The 20,885-nt window shown below is 57.6% G+C and carries 18 protein-coding genes and 3 pseudogenes; 12 read left to right on the top strand and 9 right to left on the bottom strand.

Features of this window, described 5'->3' with window-relative positions:
- The first annotated feature begins 207 nt into the window (after positions 1 to 207).
- The 9 genes and pseudogenes from RGR602_RS25115 to RGR602_RS25075 all read left to right on the top strand — a co-directional run.
- Positions 208 to 1,641, top strand: a complete 1,434-nt coding sequence (locus tag RGR602_RS25115) for a glycoside hydrolase family 15 protein (RefSeq protein WP_040114766.1) — start codon at positions 208 to 210, stop codon at positions 1,639 to 1,641.
- Between the two features lie 97 nt (positions 1,642 to 1,738).
- Positions 1,739 to 3,607 (top strand): FAD-dependent oxidoreductase, encoded by a 1,869-nt coding sequence (locus tag RGR602_RS25110; protein ID WP_040114765.1) that lies wholly within the window; start codon positions 1,739 to 1,741, stop codon positions 3,605 to 3,607.
- Between the two features lie 104 nt (positions 3,608 to 3,711).
- Entirely contained in the window at positions 3,712 to 4,836 is a 1,125-nt protein-coding gene (locus RGR602_RS25105; RefSeq protein WP_040114764.1) for a ferritin-like domain-containing protein, read from the top strand.
- Complete coding sequence (locus RGR602_RS25100) at positions 4,833 to 5,315, top strand: hypothetical protein (RefSeq protein ID WP_040114763.1); 483 nt, start codon at positions 4,833 to 4,835, stop codon at positions 5,313 to 5,315. Before RGR602_RS25105 ends, RGR602_RS25100 begins: the two co-directional genes overlap by 4 nt.
- 40 nt (positions 5,316 to 5,355) lie before the next feature.
- Entirely contained in the window at positions 5,356 to 6,294 is a 939-nt protein-coding gene (gene iolE / locus RGR602_RS25095) for a myo-inosose-2 dehydratase (RefSeq protein WP_040114762.1), read from the top strand.
- 263 nt (positions 6,295 to 6,557) lie between these two features.
- Complete coding sequence (locus RGR602_RS25090) at positions 6,558 to 7,586, top strand: sugar phosphate isomerase/epimerase family protein (protein ID WP_203226232.1); 1,029 nt, start codon at positions 6,558 to 6,560, stop codon at positions 7,584 to 7,586.
- 187 nt (positions 7,587 to 7,773) lie between these two features.
- On the top strand, positions 7,774 to 8,598 hold the full coding sequence (locus tag RGR602_RS25085) for an MBL fold metallo-hydrolase (RefSeq protein WP_040114761.1): 825 nt from the start codon (positions 7,774 to 7,776) through the stop codon (positions 8,596 to 8,598).
- A 38-nt stretch (positions 8,599 to 8,636) separates the two neighbouring features.
- Positions 8,637 to 10,292, top strand: a complete 1,656-nt coding sequence (locus RGR602_RS25080; RefSeq protein ID WP_040114760.1) for an alpha-keto acid decarboxylase family protein — start codon at positions 8,637 to 8,639, stop codon at positions 10,290 to 10,292.
- Between the two features lie 341 nt (positions 10,293 to 10,633).
- Positions 10,634 to 11,437 (top strand): annotated as a pseudogene (locus tag RGR602_RS25075) (aldehyde dehydrogenase family protein); the annotation flags it as partial.
- Between the two features lie 44 nt (positions 11,438 to 11,481).
- Here RGR602_RS25075 and RGR602_RS25070 read toward each other — a convergent pair.
- The 7 genes from RGR602_RS25070 to RGR602_RS25040 all read right to left on the bottom strand — a co-directional run bounded on the left by RGR602_RS25070 (position 11,482) and on the right by RGR602_RS25040 (position 18,037).
- Complete coding sequence (locus RGR602_RS25070) at positions 11,482 to 12,456, bottom strand: alpha/beta fold hydrolase (protein WP_040114759.1); 975 nt, start codon at positions 12,454 to 12,456, stop codon at positions 11,482 to 11,484.
- 256 nt (positions 12,457 to 12,712) lie between these two features.
- Positions 12,713 to 13,603 (bottom strand): LysR family transcriptional regulator, encoded by an 891-nt coding sequence (locus tag RGR602_RS25065; protein WP_040114758.1) that lies wholly within the window; start codon positions 13,601 to 13,603, stop codon positions 12,713 to 12,715.
- A 144-nt stretch (positions 13,604 to 13,747) separates the two neighbouring features.
- Entirely contained in the window at positions 13,748 to 14,065 is a 318-nt protein-coding gene (locus RGR602_RS25060; RefSeq protein ID WP_223844122.1) for a hypothetical protein, read from the bottom strand.
- Positions 14,066 to 14,094: 29 nt separating this feature from the next.
- Positions 14,095 to 14,559 carry a nuclear transport factor 2 family protein gene (locus RGR602_RS25055; RefSeq protein WP_040114757.1) on the bottom strand — a complete coding sequence of 155 codons (465 nt, stop codon included), beginning with the start codon at positions 14,557 to 14,559 and terminating at the stop codon, positions 14,095 to 14,097.
- A gap of 64 nt (positions 14,560 to 14,623) precedes the next feature.
- Entirely contained in the window at positions 14,624 to 15,172 is a 549-nt protein-coding gene (locus RGR602_RS25050) for a carboxymuconolactone decarboxylase family protein (RefSeq protein ID WP_040114756.1), read from the bottom strand.
- A 126-nt stretch (positions 15,173 to 15,298) separates the two neighbouring features.
- Entirely contained in the window at positions 15,299 to 17,365 is a 2,067-nt protein-coding gene (locus RGR602_RS25045) for a 2Fe-2S iron-sulfur cluster-binding protein (protein ID WP_040114755.1), read from the bottom strand.
- A 60-nt stretch (positions 17,366 to 17,425) separates the two neighbouring features.
- Positions 17,426 to 18,037 (bottom strand): glutathione S-transferase family protein, encoded by a 612-nt coding sequence (locus tag RGR602_RS25040; RefSeq protein ID WP_040114754.1) that lies wholly within the window; start codon positions 18,035 to 18,037, stop codon positions 17,426 to 17,428.
- A gap of 131 nt (positions 18,038 to 18,168) precedes the next feature.
- Here RGR602_RS25040 and RGR602_RS39910 point away from each other — a divergent pair.
- Positions 18,169 to 18,294 (top strand): annotated as a pseudogene (locus RGR602_RS39910) (thiamine pyrophosphate-dependent enzyme); the annotation flags it as partial.
- A 159-nt stretch (positions 18,295 to 18,453) separates the two neighbouring features.
- On the opposite strand, the gene RGR602_RS25035 reads toward RGR602_RS39910, so the two are convergent.
- Positions 18,454 to 18,687: a hypothetical protein gene (locus RGR602_RS25035; protein ID WP_040114753.1), complete on the bottom strand. Its 234-nt coding sequence runs from the start codon at positions 18,685 to 18,687 to the stop codon at positions 18,454 to 18,456.
- Between the two features lie 148 nt (positions 18,688 to 18,835).
- Positions 18,836 to 19,021 (bottom strand): annotated as a pseudogene (locus RGR602_RS36415) (ISL3 family transposase); the annotation flags it as partial.
- 236 nt (positions 19,022 to 19,257) lie between these two features.
- Between RGR602_RS36415 and RGR602_RS25030 the strand changes: the two are divergent.
- Positions 19,258 to 20,166 carry a LysR family transcriptional regulator gene (locus RGR602_RS25030; RefSeq protein WP_040114752.1) on the top strand — a complete coding sequence of 303 codons (909 nt, stop codon included), beginning with the start codon at positions 19,258 to 19,260 and terminating at the stop codon, positions 20,164 to 20,166.
- Positions 20,167 to 20,500: 334 nt separating this feature from the next.
- Positions 20,501 to 20,875: an NADPH-dependent F420 reductase gene (locus tag RGR602_RS38825; protein WP_052451752.1), complete on the top strand. Its 375-nt coding sequence runs from the start codon at positions 20,501 to 20,503 to the stop codon at positions 20,873 to 20,875.
- Positions 20,876 to 20,885: the final 10 nt, after the last annotated feature.

The following is a 20,885-nucleotide window of genomic DNA, read 5'->3' as shown; positions in this document are numbered from 1 at the left end:
GCTAAATGATCTATGAAACCCGCTTTGGTCGAGGGTTTCTTGAGGAAGTCGTCGTGCAGAGGGGCTGGCTGTAAACTACCTCGGCTAACCATCTGACGTGAAACCATAAATACGCTGTACGGAAATTATTGGAAGCGCATCGCCGCCCGTTCGTCCGCGATTTTTCTTCTATCTGGTCCCGGCAAGTCTCGATTTTGGAGTGAGTCAATGACAGTTGCATTATGGAGTCAGCCAGTTGCGGACCCGGCCTATGGCCCGACTATCGGCGCTTATGCGCCTGCAGTCAAACCGGCGCCCGCCTTCGCGCAGACCGATCTGGTTGCATTGTCGCGCTATTTTTCTCTTCTGATGATGCGCAACATCACAAGCGATGGCTATGTCATCGAGGATCCGGCATCGTCCAGCGTCTTTTCGGTCCCGGGCTGCGTCATCGCCGCACCCTCCTATCCAGCGAACACGCCGGGTGTCGACCAGGACTATGTTTTCAACTGGGTCCGCGATGGAGCTATTACGGCCATCGAGATCGCGCTCGCCGGCTTGCGGCTCGTTCCGGGTGGGGGTGTGCCGAGCCTGATCGACTACGTGAACTTCGCCGCGCTCTGTCAGGCGAATGCGAAGAATTCCGCGACTGTCACACTTGGCCATGCCTGCTTCACCATCACTGGTGAGGTTCGTCCGTGGTCGGAGCAGAATGACGGGCCGGCCATTCAGTCGATTGCGATCCTGACCTTGTTCGATCAGCTGGATGGTGCCACGCAGACAATCGCCAAACAATTGGTCGAGACTAACCTCGCCTATCTTCTCGAAGTTTATCAGAACAAGACCACAAATCTCTGGGAGGAATATGAGGGCTATTCCTTTTTCGCAAGAGCCGTACAGTTGCGCTTTTTCCGGGAAATTGCCAGAAACACGATTGGCATTGCGGTGCCTGCCGGGGTGGCCGATGCCATCTCTTGGCTGGAAATCCAGCTGGCTACCCACTGGAATGGGCAGCTCTATGTGAGCGTTCTGGATGCCGCAGCGCAAGCCGGTTACGACGCCAACATCGATATCGTCTCTTCGGTCTGCTATGGCGGGATCGAGCCGACCGATACCAAGCTTCTGGCAACGGCGGCCATCCTGCGGCGCCAGTGGGCCGATCCTTCGTCTTCGAACTATTACCCGATCAATGGCGCCGACGCGGCCAAAGGACTCGGTCCACTCTTCGGGCGCTATCCAGGCGACCATTACGATGGCGATGTGGCGGCTCCGGTGGTCGGCGGGCATCCCTGGGCTCTGTGCACGGCTAACTTCGCCGAGTTTCAATATCGGCTTGCCAATGCCATCGAGGCCAGCAGCGCCATCCCTCTCGATCAGTTTTCTGAACCCTTCTTCGCGGAACTGGGTCTTGGCGCATCCAGCAGCGCCGCCGACGCGTCGGTTGCCTTGCGGGCTTCGTCTGACCTCATGCTGCGCGCCATCGTCTATCACAGCGATCACTATGAACTGAGCGAACAGTTCGATGGAACCACTGGCTATGAGAAAAGCGTCCGGAACCTGACCTGGAGCTACGCCTCTTTTCTCTCTGCAGTCAGAGCCCGCTCCGCCGGCGCCCTGGCCGCCAAGGCCAAACCCCGAAAGTCGCGCGTCCCAAGATCATGACGATTTCAGGCCCGCCCGGCCTGAAATCTCGATTGAGCCTAAAGCGGCATGATCGGCAAAGCCTGATGCAGCTTTCCGGGAATGATGGAGGACCAAAGTGCTTTTTCCCCTCGAATCGGCGCTGACAGCCGACCCCAAGACCGTCGCAGCGTCTGGCGACTACGATATCGTAATCATCGGCGCCGGCATTTCCGGAGCAATCATTGCCAAGCAGGCTGCGGAAGCGGGCAAGCGTGTCCTGATCCTTGAAGCCGGAACCGGTGCCAATCGCACTCTGGCAGGCTATGACGATCTGCTGACGAACTTCTATTCGGCAGCCTCCAAGGATAACCAGTCGCCCTTTCCGCTGAATGCGAACGCGGCCATGCCCCGCAGCCCGCTTCGCAAGCTGCAGGCGGGGCAAACCGATAGCTCGACCTATATCGTTCAATCCGGCCCTTATGTCAGCGATACGACATATACCCGTATTTTCGGCGGAACGACCATGCACTGGGAGGCGAAAACGCCCCGCCTGCTTCGCTCGGATTTCAAGACGCGCACCATTTTCGGTCAAGGGCTGGACTGGCCACTGAGCTTTGAAGAAATCGAGGATGATTACCGCCTGGCCGAGCGGGAAATCGGCGTATCGGCGAATGTCGACGACCAGCAATATCTGGGGCAGACCTTCCCGGGCGACTATGTCTTTCCCATGCGCGGCTTGCCGCTGTCCTATCTGGACCAGCAGGTCAACAAGGGCATCGAAGGCACCAGTGTCGAACTACACGGCAAAACCTATCCCCTGAAGGTCAGGCCTTATCCGCAGGGGCGCAACAGCATACCGAACCCAGCCTATGATGGTGGAAAGGGTTACCGTCCAATCGGCGCAGTCGATACGCATCAGGTCGAAGAGGGCGGTCGCTGCCAGGGCAATACCAACTGCGTACCGCTCTGTCCTGTGCAAGCGCGCTACCACGCCGGCAAAACGCTTGCCAAGGCGTTCGCGGTAAACGGGAAAAGTAGCGAGCGGCTTGTCGAACTGCTGTCGCAGGCGGTCGCATCGAAGGTCAACATCGATCCGGATAGCGGTAAAGTCCGCACTATCGAGGTGAAGGTTTACAAGGACCCGGCCTCAGCGGCCCACGAGACCATCACCGTGAAGGGCAAGGTTTTCGTGCTTGGGGCAGGCGCCATCGAAACGGCTCGTCTCATGCTGGCCTCCGGCCTGCCCAGCACCAGCGGCCTTGTCGGACGCAATCTGATGGACCATGCCTATCTCTTGAACTGGGCGCTGATGCCGCAAATCTGCGGCACGATGCGCGGAACCAGCTCGACAGGCGGTATCGTAGATCTGCGCGACGGCCCTTTCCGGGAAAGGCAGGCCGCCTTCGCCATCGATATCCATAACGACGGCTGGGGCTGGGCCACGGGGGCGCCGACCTCCGACCTTCTCGAACTGGTGGATGATCGCAACCTTCACGGGGCGGATCTTCGACGCGGCGTGATCGACAGGGTTTCGCGGCAGTTGCTGCTGGCTTTCATGATCGAGGTCATGCCGGTCGAAAGCAACCGCATCACGGTGGATCCGCGATATACTGATCCCCTGGGCAATATGCGGCCTATCCTGTCCTTCACGGTTCCAGAATATACCATGAAGGGTGCCGCCTATGGCCGTCATTTTGCGCGCACCGTCTTTGCGCGTCTGGGCGCGCAGGATCATACTTATTACGACCCCAGCGATTTCGGCTATGTGGACTTTGAGAAGCAAGGCTACGCGATCCGCGGCGGCAATCATCTGGCCGGTACCCATATCATGGGAACGACGAAGACCAATTCCGTCGTGGATAAGAACCAGCGCAGCTGGGACCATGAAAACCTCTACCTCGTGGGCGGCGGCAGCATGCCGACGATCGGCACGGCCAATGTTACCTTGACGCTGGCCGCGATGTGCTTCCGAAGCAGCCGCGACATTCTGAAGTATCTGCATTGAACAAAGGCCGACATCCGTTGCGCGCGGAACGAACCGATGGGCATGGCGCAAGCCACAGGCAGCCGGCCGTGCACCCAACTTACCTTCTTCCATGGAGCTTGAGCATGTATTCTTACAGCATTAGGACGCTCGATGAGCTGAAAGAATTTCTCTATCAGGCGATGCGCCTCGAACATGCGACGATTCCGCCGTATCTGACGGCGCTTTACTCGATCAAACCCGGCGTCAACCAGGATGCAACCCAGGTTCTGCGCGTGATCGTCGTGGAAGAAATGCTGCATCTGACCATCGCGGCCAATATTCTCAATGCCATCGGCGGCACGCCGGATCTTACCAGGCCGGACTTCGCAGTCGACTATCCCGCCTCCCTACCGGACGGTGAGACCGACTTCAAGGTCGGCATCCAGGCTTTCGGTCGTGAGGCGCTGGCGACTTTCCTGAAAATCGAGCGGCCGGCCCAGCGTCCCATACATCTCGTTGGTAAAGGCCTGATACACCGCAAGACCTCCCCGCATACCACCGCGCTTGGCAACGATCCAAGGCACGAGGACCTCCATTTTTACAGTATCGGCGAGTTCTACTCGACCATCGCAGAAGGCATCAAATACCTGGAAGCCGAAGCGCATCGGGTGGGCACAACCATTTTCACCGGCGACAGGTCGCGGCAGATCACCTCGGAATATTATTATTCCGGCGGCGGCGAGCTGTTTGCCGTGACCGATCTGAAAAGCGCCCTGGAAGCCACCGAGCTCATCATCGAACAGGGCGAAGGCGACGGTGGCGGTATCTACGACGATAACGAGCACGAACTGGCCCATTACTATCGTTTCGACGAGCTGGTCAAAGGCCGCTACTACCAGAAGGGCGACCAGCCCGGCCACCCTACTGGTCCGCAGTTGCAGGTCGATTGGGAAGGCGCCTATCCCATCAAAGCGAACCTGAAAGTGGTGGACATAGACATAAAGAAAGACCCGGAACTGCGTGAGGCGGCGACCGCCTTTAACACGCGCTATGGCGAATTTCTGCAGCTTTTGACGCGTGCCTATAACGGCCAGCCGACCCTGCTGCTGGAAGCGGTTCCGATCATGTTCGAATTCCGCAACATGATCCTCGAACTCATCCGCAATCCTCTGACGAACCATCCCGGTAAGAACGGCTGCCCCACCTATGAGATCCCCGGCAGCACCAAACAGGCGGCCGTCACCCGGCAGGCGGAGGTGAGAGCATGAGCAGCCGTTTCGAGGCGTTTCTCAACGTTTCCGTCGAATTGACGGCCTTCTCCCGCTTCGATCTTCTGGGAACGGGCCTGGCGGAACGCTATCTCGCCACGCTCGACAAGATGGTCGGCGGCGAGACCACCGATGCGCTGCTGGCCGCCTTCGCCGCCCTGCCGCCGCCGGAAGACGTGGCCCGTATCCAGGCGGTGCGCACGACCATTCTTGGCAATGAATTGCTGGGAGACGTGACCCGCGCGCTGATCAAGCTCTGGTATTCCGGGACTTGGTTCGAGCTGCCCTCCGCCTGGACGGAGCGCTTTGGCCGCAGGACCGCGGGCGCCACCTTCGTCGTTTCTCCCGACGCCTATATCGAGGGTTTGCTCTGGAAGGCGATCGGAGCCCACCCCGCAGGCGCCAAGGGGCCTGGTTTCGGCTCCTGGGCCTTTCCGCCGAAAATTCCGGACCTTCCGGATCTCGATTCCAAAACCTGATGCCACTTCGATTTGACCTCAAAAGGACTGGATCATTGCCATGGTGACATATCTGCATCGACTGACGCCCGCCAAGGTCTGGCTGGGTGTCATCCCCACGCTCTGGTGGAATGACGATTTCATCAACATCGATATCGGTATCCCCTACGAGCAGGCTCTGAGTGAAATGGCGCTCGCCGGCTATGTCGGATGTGGCGTCGGCCACAAATATCCGACGGACCCGAAAGTATTGCGACCTGCCCTCGAACTCAGGGGATTGCGGATTTCCGAGCCTTGGGTAAGCACCTACTTCACCATCAAGGCGATGAAGCGTCATACCCTGGACAATGTCGATGCTCAGCTCGATTTCCTCGAAGCCATGGAAGGTGACAGCAACGATCCGCGCAGGGCCGATCTGGTCGTCTCAGAGTTTGGCCGGGCCGTCAATCCGCTTCCGGTAGCCCTGTTTCCGAATTGTCCTGATTTCTCCGAGGACGAGTGGAAATACCTTATCGAAGGGTTGCATGAGGCGGGAGAGAAAGCCAGGGCACGCAACCGCCAGCTCTGCTATCACCCGCATCTGGGAACCGGGGTGATGAAGACGGAAGCGATCCACCGGCTCATGGACGAGACGGATCCCAGGCTGGTCAACATGCTTCTCGACACCGCACACCAGGCGGCTGCCGGTGTCGATCCGCTGGCGCTGGCCAGAAAATACGCCCACCGCATCAAGCATGTTCACCTGAAAGATATTCGCGCCGAGGTGGTTGGGGCGATTAAGGCCCGTGAATTGTCCTTCCAGCAAGGTATCGAGATGGGAATCTTTACCGTTCCGGGTGATGGCTCCATCGTGACCTTTCCGGAAATCCTCGATGCGTTGGCCGCGGCGGATTTCGCCGGTTGGATCTGCGTCGAAGCAGAGCAGGACCCGGCCAAGGCCAATCCGCTGCAATATGCGAGAATGGGCCGCGAATATCTACGCAAGCTGCTCGGATGGTAGCCCCGGCGAGAGGTTTGACCTCTTTTGGTTTGGATTCTGGATCTGATTCAGATCCGTCTGAGTACGACATAAAGTCTGATCACGTGCTTCGTGTGGGTTCCACACAAATCACAGTTGACGTAATTCCCTGCTCGCCGTCTCGTTCCGTAAGATCGTTCGGAACGTTTTCGAAGAACAGATCGCAATCCTGGAAGGTGCGAATTCCTCAATAAACTAGAGATTGATCGATAACCACGCGTTATTGGATAACGATAGCCGGAGCGATGAAGATGTCAGAGGCATTCAAGCGAGATATATATTTCAGCTTCTTTATGTTTACAGCGGATTTGAGGCCGAACGACGCGGACTACACCCAGGTTCTCGTCAGACATCTGAAGGCTCTTACCGACATCGGCTACACTGGCTTCGATGTGCATATCGCCCCAGGACCTGCCCACGCCGGTCATCACGCTGAGGTCGAAAGCTATGTCCGCCTCAAGAAGGCGTTCGATAAGGCAGGCTTCCAGGATGTGAAGTTCACAACCAATGTGGGGACCACGCGAACCTACGATCCGACCTCGCCCTACGAGGAACAGCGCAAGCAGGCTCTGTCCTATCTCAAATCCCGTGTCGACATCACGTCGGTGCTGGGTGGGGAGAATACGATCATGTCAGGGCCGTTCCTCTACCCCTATGGTATCTTTCCGCTGACGGATGACGGTGAGGAGATCTGGAGCGACGCGCTTCAGGATTGGATAAAGCCACGATTCGCGGCGGCGGGCTCCATCTTCCAAGAGTTGGCGGAATATAGTGCCGATAAGAGAGTGAAGCTCGCCATTGAGCCCGTCAAGAATTGGGAAACGCCTGGGCCGACCATGGTCTCGGAAGCGCTGGATTTTCTCGAAAGCGCCGACATTCCGGTCTGTGGCGTCACGGTCGATACAGCGCAGGTCGTGATGGAAAGCCAGGGGCCGGCAATCTTCAGGAAAAATGTCGCCCGTGCCGCACAGCAGAGCCGGCTGAATTACGTTCATATCTCAGCACCGGACCGGGGCGCTGTCAAAGACAGCTGGATTCCCTGGGAGATTATGTTGGGCGAAATCGAGCCGGTTTATTCGGGCCCCTATCTCGTCGAAGTCTTTAACGCGATTCCACCCTTCGAGAGCTCGATGAGAATGACGCGCAGACGCTTCTGGCGGCCCGATGAGGACGCGCCGGAGGCGGGCGTCGACAGCGCCTACGACGTTGCGCGCGCCGCCCTGAAGACATTGGAGGAAAAGATCGATTCCCACGGTCGTCGATCTTATCCGTGATGGCGCTCAGCCGCGCATGTTGGAAACTACTCCAGGATGCTGGGGAGCCTTCATCTCCGAGAAGGCGCCTCAAAGGGCACCTCCATCCAGCACCTCCGGGGACGGCATGGTGGCCAATCCTGTCTGACCGCCCTGCCCGAGTAAACGTCAAACCTCAACAAACGACCTTTCAATCAGGGAGATACCTATGGTGGCGCAATTGCCGGATCCCATTAAAATCGTCAGGCGAGCAGGCGATGTCCGTATTCATACTTTCATTTCAGCTTTCACGGATGACAACATCGCCAATGCAACGCACATAATCGAAAGCAGGAACAAGCTTGTTCTTGTCGATGGGCAATTTCTCGTTCCCTATGCGCGGCAATTCAGGGAGTATGCCAACAGTATCGGCAAGGAGATCGACCGGATTTACCTGTCGCACAGGCATCCCGACCATTGGTTCGGCCTGGGAGCCGCATTCAGCGACATTCCGATTTATGCATTGCCGAAAACGATAGAGTTCCTGCAGCAGCATGGGAAGGATTCCCTGAATGACCATTGGAAAATGGGCAACCTCGCTCCGAAGAGCCTGGTAATTCCCGAAAAAACTGTCCACGCCGGCGAGGAAATCATCGACGGAGTCAAATACGTATTTGATGAAGTCGTTGATACGGAGATCGATTTTCTTCTCACCATAGGTCTTCCGGGCGTGGGTGTTTTCATTGCGCAAGACCTGATCTACAGCGGAACGCACCTTTACCTTACGAAATACATGGAGCATTGGATTGGGATTTTGCAGGGTATGCTGCTGTCCGACTATGAGCTGTTCCTTCCCGGTCACGGCTTTCCAGCTGACAAAAACGAGCTTGCCAAAAATATAGAATATTTGTCCGTTGCCATGGAGGCCGCCGGCGACGGACTCACCAATGATACTTTCAAACGCTTCATGCTGGAAAGATTTCCCGAACGAAAATGCCCCGCAATATTCGACATATACATACCTCGCTTATTCGATGACGCGAGCGAGTTTTAATATACGTCAATTGTCGTCAACAGGGGAGCCGTTGGAACATGGACGAGACATACACGGTTGGGCAATATCTGGTCGACAGACTTCGCGAACTGGGCCTGGGACACCTGTTTTCCATAGCGGGCGATTATTCGATCGAATGGGTGAACAGTTATGTCGAGAAAAGCGATATTCAGGTCATTGAAGAGGTGAATGAACTGAATGCCGGTTATGCGGCTGACGGCTATGCGAGACTGAAAGGAATTGGTGCGCTGTGCGTAACCTATTCCGCAGGCGCGCTTTGCGCAACAAATGCGATCGCCGGATCTTACGTCGAGAAAGTGCCGGTTGTTCTGATCAACGGTGCGCCAAGCATCAAGAAAACGCTCACATTCGAACAGACCGGCTACAGTTCGCATCATTTTATCAGCGGGCGGGAAACGGATCTTCAGGTGTTCGAATACATAACGGCCGCTGCCGTCCGCATCGATAGCCCTCATCTTGCGCCAATGCTCATAGATTATGCGCTGACGCAGTGCATCACGGAAAGACGTCCGGTCTATATCGAGTTGCTGGAGGATATGGTGGACCTGGAATGCGCGCGCCCGTCGAATGCATTAAAAGCGGCGCCGGTCATATCCGACGAGGACAGTCTCAATCAGTCGATCGCGCAAATCAGCGAAAGATTGCAAAACGCTACCAAACCCCTGATCTGGATCGGTGTCGAGGTCGACCGGTTTGGCCTTCACCATCAGGCGGAGCGGCTCATTCGAGACCTCAAAATTCCCTACGTGACCGAGCTCTTGAGCAAGGCCATCCTGTCGGAAGACGATGCACAATTTGCCGGGGTGTTTGATGGCAAATCGTCATCACCCTACGTCCAGTCTTTGGTCAAAGACTCCGACTTCGTATTGGCGCTGGGCGTCTGGTTGACTGATATCAATGATTTGGGCTGGCCTATCGATCTCGATAAAACCGCATTCGCCTCCTGGGATACAGTGAAATATGGCACGAGCTTCAACGCACAGGTTTCGCTGGCGGATCTCGTCAACGGCTTGATTGATAAAAGGTTGACGTGCAAAGCCCAACGTCTTCCAACGAAAACAGCCCGGCTAGCGCCGGTCGTGAATCCGGCAGGCGAAATTACATATCAGGGCTTCTACGATTTCATTCAGCACCAGATCGACGGAAATACTATCGTTGGTGCCGACGCGAGTTTGAATTATTTCGGGAGCCTGCTTCTTGAAGTGGGTGCTCGCCGCGGTTTCATCGTACAGTCATCCTATTCGGCGATCGGTTATATCGGCCCGGCCGCGACCGGGGTTTCGCTGGCCAAGCAAGACAAACAGAGGCTGATCGTCTTTGCGGGAGATGGCGGGTTTCAGATGACCGCTCAATGCCTCTCGACACAAGCCCATTTCAATCTCAACCCGATCATCTTCGTGATGGACAACGGCATCTATGGCGTGGAGCAATGGCTTGCCGATGCATCGGTTTTCCATGGTGACAAGCCGTTCTACAATTCATGCATCCTGCACCGATGGAATTACAGCAAGTTGGCAGAGGTCTTTGGCTGCCAAGGCTGGAAAGTGGACACCTATGGCGAACTGGAGGAAGCCATAAATGGCGCCAAAGAGAACCTGAACAGTCCGTCCATCATCCAGGTTGTCGTGCCTCAGCGGTCGATCCCCGATAACGCGAACTGGAAAGCAAACTAGAGTGGCCGATGTCGCAATTATTCTGGGTCTTCAATCCTTGCTGGACCACCAGGCAAACCCGTGAAGGGACAATCAATGGTGATTGAGCACGATTCAGCCGACGCGATGGTCTTGAGGGGGATCGAACCGTCAACCCATTCCGCGTCGACAGGGGCACCACTGGCCGTCAGATGCCGCCAATTGCCCGCTCGCGGATCAGGTCTATCAACCCCCGCAGCTTAGCCGGCATGTGCCGGCGTTGAGAGAAGTAGAGGCTGAGCCTCGATAGTGGGGGCTCCACTCTTTCACAACGGGGATGAGCCTGCCCTAAGCAATATGTCGTGCGACGCCGTGTTCTCCCATTGACCGCTTACGGCAACGTCGTTGGATTAGCACTGACCACGCACCGCGATGTGTCGAAGATCACCTTCACCGGGTCCACTGTCACCGGCCGTGCCATCGTCCAGACGGCAGCGGAAACGATGAAGCGCGTGACGATGGAGCTTGGCGGCAAGAGCCCCAGCATCATCCTCGACGATGCCGATCTTGACGTCGCCATCCCGCAGGTGCTGTCAGCAGGCTTCCGCAACAGCGGCAAGCCTGCATAGCCGGAACCCGCATTCTTGCTCCCGACAGCAGACTTGGCGACATCGAGGAACGTCTCCAGCAAGCGGTCAAGGACTGCAAGGCGACAGATACTTCCGACAGACAGATCCAGGTCGGGCCGATGGTGAGCCAGAAGCAATGGGATCGCGTGCAGGACTATATTCGACTGGAAAGAAGGAAGGAGCCACCTTGCTCGCCGGTGGCGAAGGACGGCCGGAGGGTTTGTCAGGCGGGAGGTTCGTGCAGCCGACCATCTTTACCGGCGTTCGCAACGACATGCGCATCGCCCGGCCTGTCCTCTCGCTCATCTCGTATCACGATGAGGAGGATGCCATCGCGATTGCAAATGACACCGATTATGGCCTGCAGGCCCAGGTGTTCTCCTTGGACATAAACCGGGCGAAACGAGTTGCAGACCGGATTGAAGCGGGCCGCGTCATTATCAATGGCGCGCCTCATGAACCTCTGGCTCCCTTCGGTGGCTTCAAGCAGGCTTCGGAAGCGAATTCGGCGCGTTCGGGCTCGAAGCCTTTCTCGAACCCCGCGCTGTGCTGGGCTAGAGAAAGAAAGCCGCGCAGCTACAGGAAGCTGCGCCGCCTTTTATTCAGTTACCCTCGGCAATTTTCCGGTCCAGGAAGTCGTGAATGAGCGGGGCCATGACATCCAGCTTGTCTTCCAGCGCGAAATGTCCGGTATCCAGCAGGTGCAATTCAGCGTCGGGAAGGTCACGAAGATAAGGACGCGCTCCCTCTGAGGGAAAGATCTTGTCGTTCTTACCCCACACGATCAACGTCGGCGGCTTGCGTTCGCGAAAGAATGCCTGGAATTGCGGGTAGAGGGGAACGTTGGTCCGGTAATCATAGAAGAGATCAAGCTGGATGTCCTTGTTGCCGGGACGATCGAGCAGCGCCTGATCGTGAACCCAGTTGTCCGGGCTGATGCGGCTTAGATCGCTCATGCCATCGGTATACTGGAATTTCGTGGTCTCCAGGGTGACAAGACCGGAAAGTGCGTCACGACTTTCCTTTGAGCCATCGGCCCAGTATTTCTTGATCGGATCCCAGAATTCGCGAAGGCCTTCTTCATAGGCGTTCCCGTTCTGGACGATGAGGGCAGCCACGCGATCCGGATGCTTCAAGGCAAGGCGATAGCCAACGGGTGCGCCGTAATCCATCACGTACATGGAATATTTCTTGGCACCGAGCCGATCGAGCAACCCATCGACGAGATCGGCATAATGGCCGAAGGAAAAGACGAATTTGGTGTGATCGGGGGCGTCACTCTGGCCGAAGCCCGGGTAGTCTGGAGCGATGACCCTATAGCGATCGGCGAGAAGCGGGATGAGATTACGGAACATATGGGACGATGTCGGAAAACCATGGAGTAGAACGACCACCGGACCGTCTTTCGGACCCGCTTCACGATAGAAGATGTTCACACCGGCGATAGCGGCCGTCCGGTAATGAACGGTGACGGGAGCCTGCTGCGTGGCTGCTTGGTCGGGCGTGGACGACGCGGCAAAGGACAGTGGGGCGAAGCTGACAGTTGCGAGCATCAGGGTCAGGATCAGGCGTTTCATGGTGGTCTCCTTGGGGTTTGAGGCCAGCTACGACTGGCTTGAAGACCAACATATCCATGAGCAAAAAAATGATAATCCGCTCAATTCGGAAGTGATAATTACATCGTATGAAACAATGAACGCACTCACCTGAAAATTAAGGCCGGATCCTTTCCCTTTTGATCGGTGCGAATTTGGCAAGATGTTGATCGAGTTATGCCCGATAGGAGCCAAGCATCATCGGAAAGCGATGAATTTGGCCCGAGCCGGCCTCAATCTAGTTTAAGAGCCGGTTTTCCCGCAGGTGGGCCGCTGCCATGTCCACGAAGGCGCGAACCTTGGCTGGCGCGTGCCGCCCCTGCGGATGTAGGATATGGATCGGCATCGGTGGTTCTTCATAGTCGCTGAGGACGATCTGCAATTCCCCCGCAATGAGTGCCGGGCCGATCTGGTAATGCAGAACCCGGGTCAAACCCCACCCTGCTCGGGCCGCCGTTATCACGGCTTCATTCGTATTGCACTGAAGTATCGGGTCGATCATTACACGCTGGTCATTCGCAAAACGCCATTCCGGCGATGCCCAGGCGCTTGTTGACGCCGCAATGCGATGGTTTTTGAGGTCGGCCGGGGTGGTTGGAACGCCGTGGCTTTCGAAATAACTCGGGGATCCGCAAATGACGTGCCGCACAGTACCCACTTTGATAGCAGAGAAACCGGAATCACGCAGGTGGCCGATGCGAACGGCCACGTCGACCCCTTCTTCGACAATGTTGACGGGGCGATCAATAAACAGGGTCCTTGCATGCATGGTCGGGAAGGTATTCAGGAATTCAGTTACAATGGGCAGCACATACATCTGTCCGAACAAGGCCGAGGCCGTGATCGCCAGCGTACCGGTCGGGGTCGCGTAGGAACCACCCGCGGCAGCCTCCGCTTCGGCGATATCGGCCAATATGCGGCGGCAATCCTCGAAATACCGTGTGCCTGCCTCGGTCATCTTGACGGATCGCGTCGTGCGAACGAACAGGCGGGCACCAATGAGATCTTCAAGTGCTGCAACAGCCCGCGTCACCGCGGGTGCACTCATATGCATGTGGCGCGCCGTATCCGCAAAACTTTCCATCTCCGCAACCTTTGCGAAAATCCGCATTGCCTGCCATCGATCCATACGCCCCCCAAAGATTGCTCGTGCTGCTTCGACGTGACCGTTGCTCAAAATTGTATGAATCCCGAAACGGATTGAGCAAGACCGTTTCGAGATTGATACCAATGACATAACTGGAGATGTCATAAAAGAAGCGTTGGTGGTGGCTTATGCGGATCTCAACTGAGATCGGTTGATATAAGACGCCGCGATCCTTTCAATGTCCGCACAGGCTTGTGCGTCCAGACCGGCTTTCATCCCGCGCTCGCGGTTTTCGGCGTTCGATGAAAGTGCCAAAGCCATCGCTCTGGACAGCTGGAAATCGAAGCTCGAGCCGTTGCGGGCTAAATCGATTTCCGCGCCGGTCATGCCGAGCGCCTTCGCGTCCTTTTCCTGCTGCCGGACAAAAATGGGATCACGGCGTCCGGCGGTAAGCGCGAGTTCGATCGACAGCCTCGCCTTAGCATCGATTTTGAAACCTGTCATGGCCGTGACCTCCTTGATCCGGGCCTCGGTCAGAAGCCGAAGTCGCTCAACCCTGGATGATCGTCAGGCCGGCGTCCGAGTGGCCAGCGGAACCTGCGCTCAGCCTCCGTGATGGGATGCTCGTTGATGCTGGCATGGCGCGCGCGCATCAGCCCGTCCTCGGCGAATTCCCAGTTCTCGTTGCCATAGGCTCGAAACCACTGGCCGCTGTCGTCGTGGTATTCATAAGCATAGCGAACGGCAATGCGGTTACCCTGGAAGGCCCAAAGCTCCTTGATCAGGCGATAATCGAGCTCGCGGTTCCATTTGCGCGTCAGGAAGGCCTCAGCCTCGGCACGGTTGGTTGCGAATTCGGCGCGGTTGCGCCAGCGCGTATCGACCGTATAAGCAAGCGCCACCTTGGCGGCATCGCGGCTGTTCCAGCCATCTTCGGCAAGACGTACCTTTTCGATAGCACTCTGTTCATTGAAAGGGGGAAGTGGCGGACGAGACATAGTTTTACTCCTTGTAGATTGGGAAAGGGTTGGGCGGGCAGGCAGGCGACCACCCGTTAATTGATCATGCTGCAAGGCGATCGATACGCGGGAAATCGATCTCGGTGCCCAGGGCCTCGTTGATGTAGTTGGTGAATGTGTTCAGCGCGACATGAGCGATGATTTCGACGATTTCAGCATCGCTGTAACCCGCGGCGCGGACCTTTTCGATTTCGACTGACGCCACCGAGCCGCGATCGTCGACAAGGGCGCGGGCGAACTCGACAGCGGCGGCGGCCTTCGGATCATTCGAGGTGCCGCGGCGGTTCGCTTCGATTTCGGTCTCGTCCAGCTTGGCAAACTTTGTGCCAGTATAGGTATGTGCGGAAAGGCAGTAGTCACAACCATTGGCTTCGGCCATGGTCAGCGCGATCCGATCGCGGGTGGCCGGAGGCAGCTTACCCTTACCGAGAGCACCCTGCAGGGCCGTCAGGCCGCTCAAAGCCGCTGGGCTGTTCGACACCAGGCGGAAGATGTTCGGCACAGAACCAATCTGCTTCTGGATGGCTTCGAGCACAGGCCGCGAGGCTTCGGGCGCATCGTTGATTGTGGCAGGCGTCGGAATTCGTGACATGTCTATCTCCTTGATTTGGTTGCAAAGGCTTCCGTTTCGTCCCGAATAAGATGCTCCGATTTTGTCGGATGATGAACCTCGAAAAGGCGGAAGATACCCTTGCGTCAGACGCATCAATGACGCGTGTCAGAGTTCGAGCTGGATCCGGTTTTCCTCATCGCTCTCCTGTTCAGCAGGAACGGCGCAGCACAGCAGCACTTCGCCTTCGGCAATCGTCGCCGTTGGCTCCTTGACGTAGGTCACCGCACCCTTGGTGAGCTTGGTGCGACATGTTCCGCAATTTCCTTCCCGGCAACTGAATTCGGGGCTCAGGCCACGCGCTTCCGCCAGTTCCAGCAATGTGCCGGAATCGGGCGTCCAGCGCGCCTCTTTCAGCGATCCCACGAAGGCGACCGGCACAGGTTTAGAGGATGGCGGCAGGCGAGGGGTCACGATCGACCAGGCGTCGAACACTCGCTTCAGCGACGAAGGGCCAAACGCCTCTGAATGGATGCGCCCGTCGGCGACATTATAACCACGCAGCCCGTCGTATAGTGACTGGGTAAACTGCGGCGGCCCGCAAACGTAGAAATCATAATCGTTGAACGGCAAGTGGCGGGAGAGCAGCGCCAGGTTGATATGCCCGATCACATCGTAGTCAACGCCTTCTTCAGCGCCACTGGCATCGCTCAAGACTCGGATGAGCCTGACAGCGCCTTGCGCGGCGTTCACAAGCTCGGCGATTTCCCGGTCGAACGGACGCTCCTGTCTGGAACGTGCCGCATGAAAAACAATGATCGGCCGAATGCGCTGCTTGCGCAGTCCCTCGTAGACGACGTGGCGCAACATGGCGAGCATTGGGGTAATCCCCACCCCACCGGCAAGCAGCACCGCCGGGCGGATCGCGCGGGCATCGATGGTGAAGGCGCCGGCCGGCGCCCGCGCTTCGATCGTGTCGCCGACGCGGATATGATCGTGGAGGTGTTGGGACACTGCACCGTCTCGCTTGACACTGATGCGGTAGAGACCGTCCGAAGGCGCAACGGACAGGGTATAGGTCCGGATGACAGGCTTATCGGCGCCAGGGACGCTGATGCGAATCGGCAAATGCTGCCCGGCAATATGCGGCAGCAAACCTGCCCCATCGGCCGGCTGAAGGTGAAACGAACGGATCGAGGCACTTTCCTCGACGATCTTCGTCACTGTCAGAGCGCGCCACTGACTGGCAAGCTCCGCGGCACGCAGCCGGTCGGCTGCCTGCGCCCAATCTCCGGTCATCAAGGAATTGGCAGACCATCCGTCTTGCCGGAAGGCAAAGCGCAGCGCGAGCGCGTTGCGACGGCGAACAATGCGGCGCGCCTTAAAGGTCCACAGCCGTTCGGCTCCCTGAAAAGCCGCGATCTCGGGTGAGTTCAGGATAACCTCGGCGTCACCGGTCATCTGCAGCATGTCGCCACTGGCGTAATCGACGAACACAAGCCCCGCCTTGCCGTTCAACAGGATGTTTCCGAGGGTTGAAAAAAACATGTTTCCATCGAAGTCCGGGACCGTCAGTGTCCCGTCGCCCGCAACGCGAACAAAACCAGCCTTGCCGCCGCGATGAGACACATCGACCTGGCGTCGATCCTCGCGATCAGCGAAAGAGGCGACGAAAAACGCATCTGCCGCCGCGATCATGGCACGCGCTGCGTTGTCGAGGACGGACAGGTCTTCGACAGAGCCGGCAAACGCTTCGCCCGGCTCGCGCGCAAATTCAAAATCGCGCAACTGGATATATCGCGGACAGTTTCCGAAGCTCTGGTCGACGTCCACGCGCAAACCGTCGGCTGAATTCGAGATGATCCCGTTCATGCGGTTGCGCCGCCTTGTGTGCATCTCCATGCCGAGAAGGCCGATGGGCTGGCCCTCGGCCAAACCTGCGCTCGCGGGGTCGCTGGCATCGCTTCTGGCCGCGATATTCAGGATGGTTGACGATGGGGAGGACATGAAGCCTGAGTGGCCCTCAAGGAAAGTCGCCCAGGCGTCGCCTCGCCTGTCGACACTGCCCAGCACGATGAATGGTAGCTGAGCGTAAAAGTCGCGATGTTGATCGGGCATGAAGTCGCGAATGACACGCTGACCGACGGCCGCCATGCGTTCGGCGACGCCGACCTTCTCTTGAATATAGGTCTCACCTGCGTGCCAGACCGGCAGCGCCTTCAAGGTCTCGTTCATGTCCTGTCTCCCCGAAAAAATAAAGATCGGGCGCACGCAGCCGCACGCCCGTATCCCGGCTCAAGCAGCAAGGCCGACTGGCGTTTGAACAAACGGAACGAAGCCTGGTAGCGCTTCGACACGGCGGAGAAAGGCATCGACAGCCGGATAGGTGGTGAGATCGACGTTCCCCTCTGGCGCCCGGGCCACGTAGCTGTAGATCGCAACGTCCGCGATCGTCGGCCCATTGCCGACAAGCCAGGTGCGGTCGGTGAGGTGGCTTTCGAGCTTGCCGAGCAGCGCATGAGCGCGCCCAATCACCTCTTCAGGGTTGTACTTGGCACCGAAGACGGTGATCAGCCGTGCCGCTGCAGGACCATAGGCCACCTCCCCGGCGGCAACCGATAGCCAGCGCTGAACGGCGGCGGCGCCCTGGGCGTCTTCGGGAAGCCAATCGGTGCGCGCAGCCTTCTTGGCGACGTAAACGAGGATGGCATTGCTGTCGGAGATGGCCACGCCATCGTCTTCCAGTACCGGCACCTGGCCGAACGGATTCAGCTTCAGAAATTCCGGCTTCTTGTGCGCGCCAGATTTCAGATCGACCTCGACCAGTTCGTGGGGCAGACCAAGTAGCGAGACGAACAAACGGGCCCGATGCGAGTGCCCTGACAGAGGATGGTGATAAAGTTTCATGAGCTGCTCCTGAGACATTCTCGGATGGGTTCATTCCCGATCCGCGTCTCGAAGGTGCAATAATCGTTCGCCCGTGAGAACGGCCGAGTTTCGCAGTTCATAATTACGGCTGACGCAATAATCCCGAGAACGTGCATACCTATGGCGAACTGGAGGAAGCCATGGATGGCGCCAAAGAAAACCTGAACAGCCTGTCCATCATCCAGGTTGTCGTGCCTCAGCGGTCGATCCCCGATAATGCGCGGAAAGCAAACTAGAGTGGCCGATGTCGCAATTATCCTGGGCCTTTAGCCCTTGCTGGACCACTATCCCCGGCAGCTGTCTGGAGGACAACGGGAGCGAGTAGACATGGGTCGGGCCGCAGACGCATGCCTGCAATCCTCCATCGATCCGCATAGCGCACCTTTTCCGCCCGGTTATGCTGCGGCAGCGCGCTCGACGAACCGAAATACCCTTACCACGCTTGCACGGCTCAATCCAAGCTCTTCGGCGATGCAGTCTACCGACTTACCAGCGGCCTCCAGCCGCAATACCTCTTCCGCCTTGCGTGTCCACCTGTCCACCGATGTCAGCTTTTCCGGGACGACGTCGCTGAACGGGGCACGATCTGTGATGGAGGTTCTGGCGCATTCGACACGGGCGGAAGTCATCACATGCTCCATTGTATCAGTGAGGGATCACAATTAATGAGATGAAGCGTGTCGAAAGTAAATTCCAATTTATGAGGTACCGGAGGCACGCCGTTATTAGTAGACCTCTTGGTTTTCAGTGTGGTTTGGCAGTAAAACGGGGTGTTCCTCAAATTTTGTGGTCGTGCTGCTGAGGGGGCAGCATTCCCGCTCTAACGACCTCTGGACCTGCTCTGCCATACATTGCACGCTTGATCGTCTTCAGGCGGATTGATGTGGCCTTCCACCTAGCCGTCGCTCCACGGAAGTTCGATTGCGTTGTGACGGCGTCAATGTCACGACGCAAAACTCGGGCGACCGCGCGATCGACCGCAGCTGATGACGTTCAATGGCCGCCTTGAGCCGGCTCGAACCGTTGGCCTCTACCCCATATTTCATAAATGACTGGAAAATTGGGAGCTTGCTGGCCTGCCATTTGTACCCCTCGCATTGTTAACGCCATGCGAGCTCTGACCTCTGCTCGCGTCCACAAGCCGGAATGTCGGTTGTTTGAGGATTGATAATTCCGCGTTACAGTTTCAGACTGTTGTCATGGCAGCAACAATAGATTTCTTGGAAATGCGGACCTTCCTCGCGGTGGTGAGGGAGGGATCCTTCACCGCTGCGGCGGAACGCCTCGAAACCGACAAGGCGCGGGTGAGCCGAATTGTGAGCCGAATGGAAGCAAAGCTCGGCGCGCGGCTCTTGAACAGGTCGACCCGGCACCTCAGCGTGACAGAAGTCGGTCGTGACTATTTCGAACGGGTCTCATCCATCTTGGCTGCTGCCGAAGCGGCGGAATTCGCCGTTGCACAACGGACACAGGAGCCGAAGGGCCGGCTGAAAGTGACAGCTGGCGCTGAGTTCGGGACGATGCAGGTTGATGGCTGGATTGCCGAATTCTTGCGCAAGTGGCCCAAGGTGACTGTCGAAGTGTCATACACGAACCGTCTCGTCGACATTATTCATGAAGGTGTCGATGTAGCAGTTCGCATCGGACCATTGCAGGATTCAGAGCTATCGGCACGTAAGCTGGGCGAGTTGACCTACGGCTTGTATGCCTCGCCGGAATACCTCGGAAGCGTCACCGGTGTCCGGACGGTCGAGGATCTGAAGCGGCACCACCTCATTATGCACGCACCGCGCGGTCGTCCAACGTGGACCTTGGTAAATGGTGAGAAGACGGAGAAAGTGTGGCAGGCACCCCGCTGCTCCGTCAACAACACCATAGCCGCGAGGAACCTTGCGCTGTCAGGCCTAGGGATCGCCCAGCTGCCGGGGTTCATGGCTGAACCTTATGTCGTCGATGGCGCGCTTGTCAGAGTCTTGCCGGCGTGGGCGTGCATCCCAGTGCCAGTCCACGCGGTCTTTGCTTCCACGCGCTATATGGACCCAAAGGTGCGTGGCTTTGTCGACCTCTGCCGTGATGCTTTCAAAGCCAACATTGAATGCTTCAGTTGAGGTAACTTACTTGCGCTCCCACGGGATGCGGAAATTCCAGCCTATCGATCTCGCGCTGGTCAGCCCCCGCTGTCTCGGTGACCGCCGTCTAATTTCCTGAGGCGTAGTCGTTTGCGTATCGGCGCGAGCACCCATACCAGCGCCATCTCGAAAATTATTGTCGTCATCAGGGACAACAGTGCGTTGCCCATGCCGCCACTGGTAACTCAATGGGCAGATTCATATTTCTCCCTCGTGCCATTTGCTGTGGCTCTCGCAGTCCAGGGACGCGAGCGACAGCGCGGGGCGCATGAACCCTCCCGGCGGCTACCGCCCAATTAGAAAGACATCGTCAATGACACAAACTATCGGAATTATCGGCTCCGGCCTCGTCGGCAAGGCAGTCGCGCGCCTCGCGACCGCAGCTGGCTACAAGGTGGTGATCAGCAACTCCCGCGGCGCGGACACCATCAAGGACCTGATCGAGAAGCTTGGTCCGCTGGCGAGCGCCGGCACCACCGAGGAGGCCATCGCGGCGGGTTACATCGTCACGCTCTCGATCCCGATCGCCGCCTCCGAGCAGCTGCCCGCCGACAAGTTCGCGGGCAAGGTGTACTCGACCAGACGAACAAGATCGGCTTCGATGCCATCGACGCGGGCTCGCTCGCAGACAGCTGGCGCATTGAACCGAGCACGCCGATCTACTTCTGGGCCTACGCTCCGACGGTAGACCTGCAGGC

The organism is Rhizobium gallicum bv. gallicum R602sp, from assembly GCF_000816845.1.
Taxonomy (GTDB): domain Bacteria; phylum Pseudomonadota; class Alphaproteobacteria; order Rhizobiales; family Rhizobiaceae; genus Rhizobium; species Rhizobium gallicum.
This window is presented reverse-complemented; position numbering and strand designations above follow the sequence as displayed.

What these genes read in the sequence shown, in the direction of transcription:
- RGR602_RS25030 (WP_040114752.1), top strand. Translation starts at nt 19,258, where the DNA reads ATGGCAGCAACAATAGATTTCTTGGAAATGCGGACCTTCCTCGCGGTG.
- RGR602_RS25065 (WP_040114758.1), bottom strand. Translation starts at nt 13,603, where the DNA reads ATGGATCGATGGCAGGCAATGCGGATTTTCGCAAAGGTTGCGGAGATG.
- RGR602_RS25060 (WP_223844122.1), bottom strand. Translation starts at nt 14,065, where the DNA reads ATGACAGGTTTCAAAATCGATGCTAAGGCGAGGCTGTCGATCGAACTC.
- RGR602_RS25100 (WP_040114763.1), top strand. Translation starts at nt 4,833, where the DNA reads ATGAGCAGCCGTTTCGAGGCGTTTCTCAACGTTTCCGTCGAATTGACG.
- iolE (WP_040114762.1), top strand. Translation starts at nt 5,356, where the DNA reads ATGGTGACATATCTGCATCGACTGACGCCCGCCAAGGTCTGGCTGGGT.
- RGR602_RS25070 (WP_040114759.1), bottom strand. Translation starts at nt 12,456, where the DNA reads ATGAAACGCCTGATCCTGACCCTGATGCTCGCAACTGTCAGCTTCGCC.
- RGR602_RS25050 (WP_040114756.1), bottom strand. Translation starts at nt 15,172, where the DNA reads ATGTCACGAATTCCGACGCCTGCCACAATCAACGATGCGCCCGAAGCC.
- RGR602_RS25055 (WP_040114757.1), bottom strand. Translation starts at nt 14,559, where the DNA reads ATGTCTCGTCCGCCACTTCCCCCTTTCAATGAACAGAGTGCTATCGAA.
- RGR602_RS25085 (WP_040114761.1), top strand. Translation starts at nt 7,774, where the DNA reads ATGGTGGCGCAATTGCCGGATCCCATTAAAATCGTCAGGCGAGCAGGC.
- RGR602_RS25115 (WP_040114766.1), top strand. Translation starts at nt 208, where the DNA reads ATGACAGTTGCATTATGGAGTCAGCCAGTTGCGGACCCGGCCTATGGC.
- RGR602_RS25035 (WP_040114753.1), bottom strand. Translation starts at nt 18,687, where the DNA reads ATGACTTCCGCCCGTGTCGAATGCGCCAGAACCTCCATCACAGATCGT.
- RGR602_RS25080 (WP_040114760.1), top strand. Translation starts at nt 8,637, where the DNA reads ATGGACGAGACATACACGGTTGGGCAATATCTGGTCGACAGACTTCGC.
- RGR602_RS25105 (WP_040114764.1), top strand. Translation starts at nt 3,712, where the DNA reads ATGTATTCTTACAGCATTAGGACGCTCGATGAGCTGAAAGAATTTCTC.
- RGR602_RS25040 (WP_040114754.1), bottom strand. Translation starts at nt 18,037, where the DNA reads ATGAAACTTTATCACCATCCTCTGTCAGGGCACTCGCATCGGGCCCGT.
- RGR602_RS38825 (WP_052451752.1), top strand. Translation starts at nt 20,501, where the DNA reads ATGACACAAACTATCGGAATTATCGGCTCCGGCCTCGTCGGCAAGGCA.
- RGR602_RS25090 (WP_203226232.1), top strand. Translation starts at nt 6,558, where the DNA reads ATGAAGATGTCAGAGGCATTCAAGCGAGATATATATTTCAGCTTCTTT.
- RGR602_RS25045 (WP_040114755.1), bottom strand. Translation starts at nt 17,365, where the DNA reads ATGAACGAGACCTTGAAGGCGCTGCCGGTCTGGCACGCAGGTGAGACC.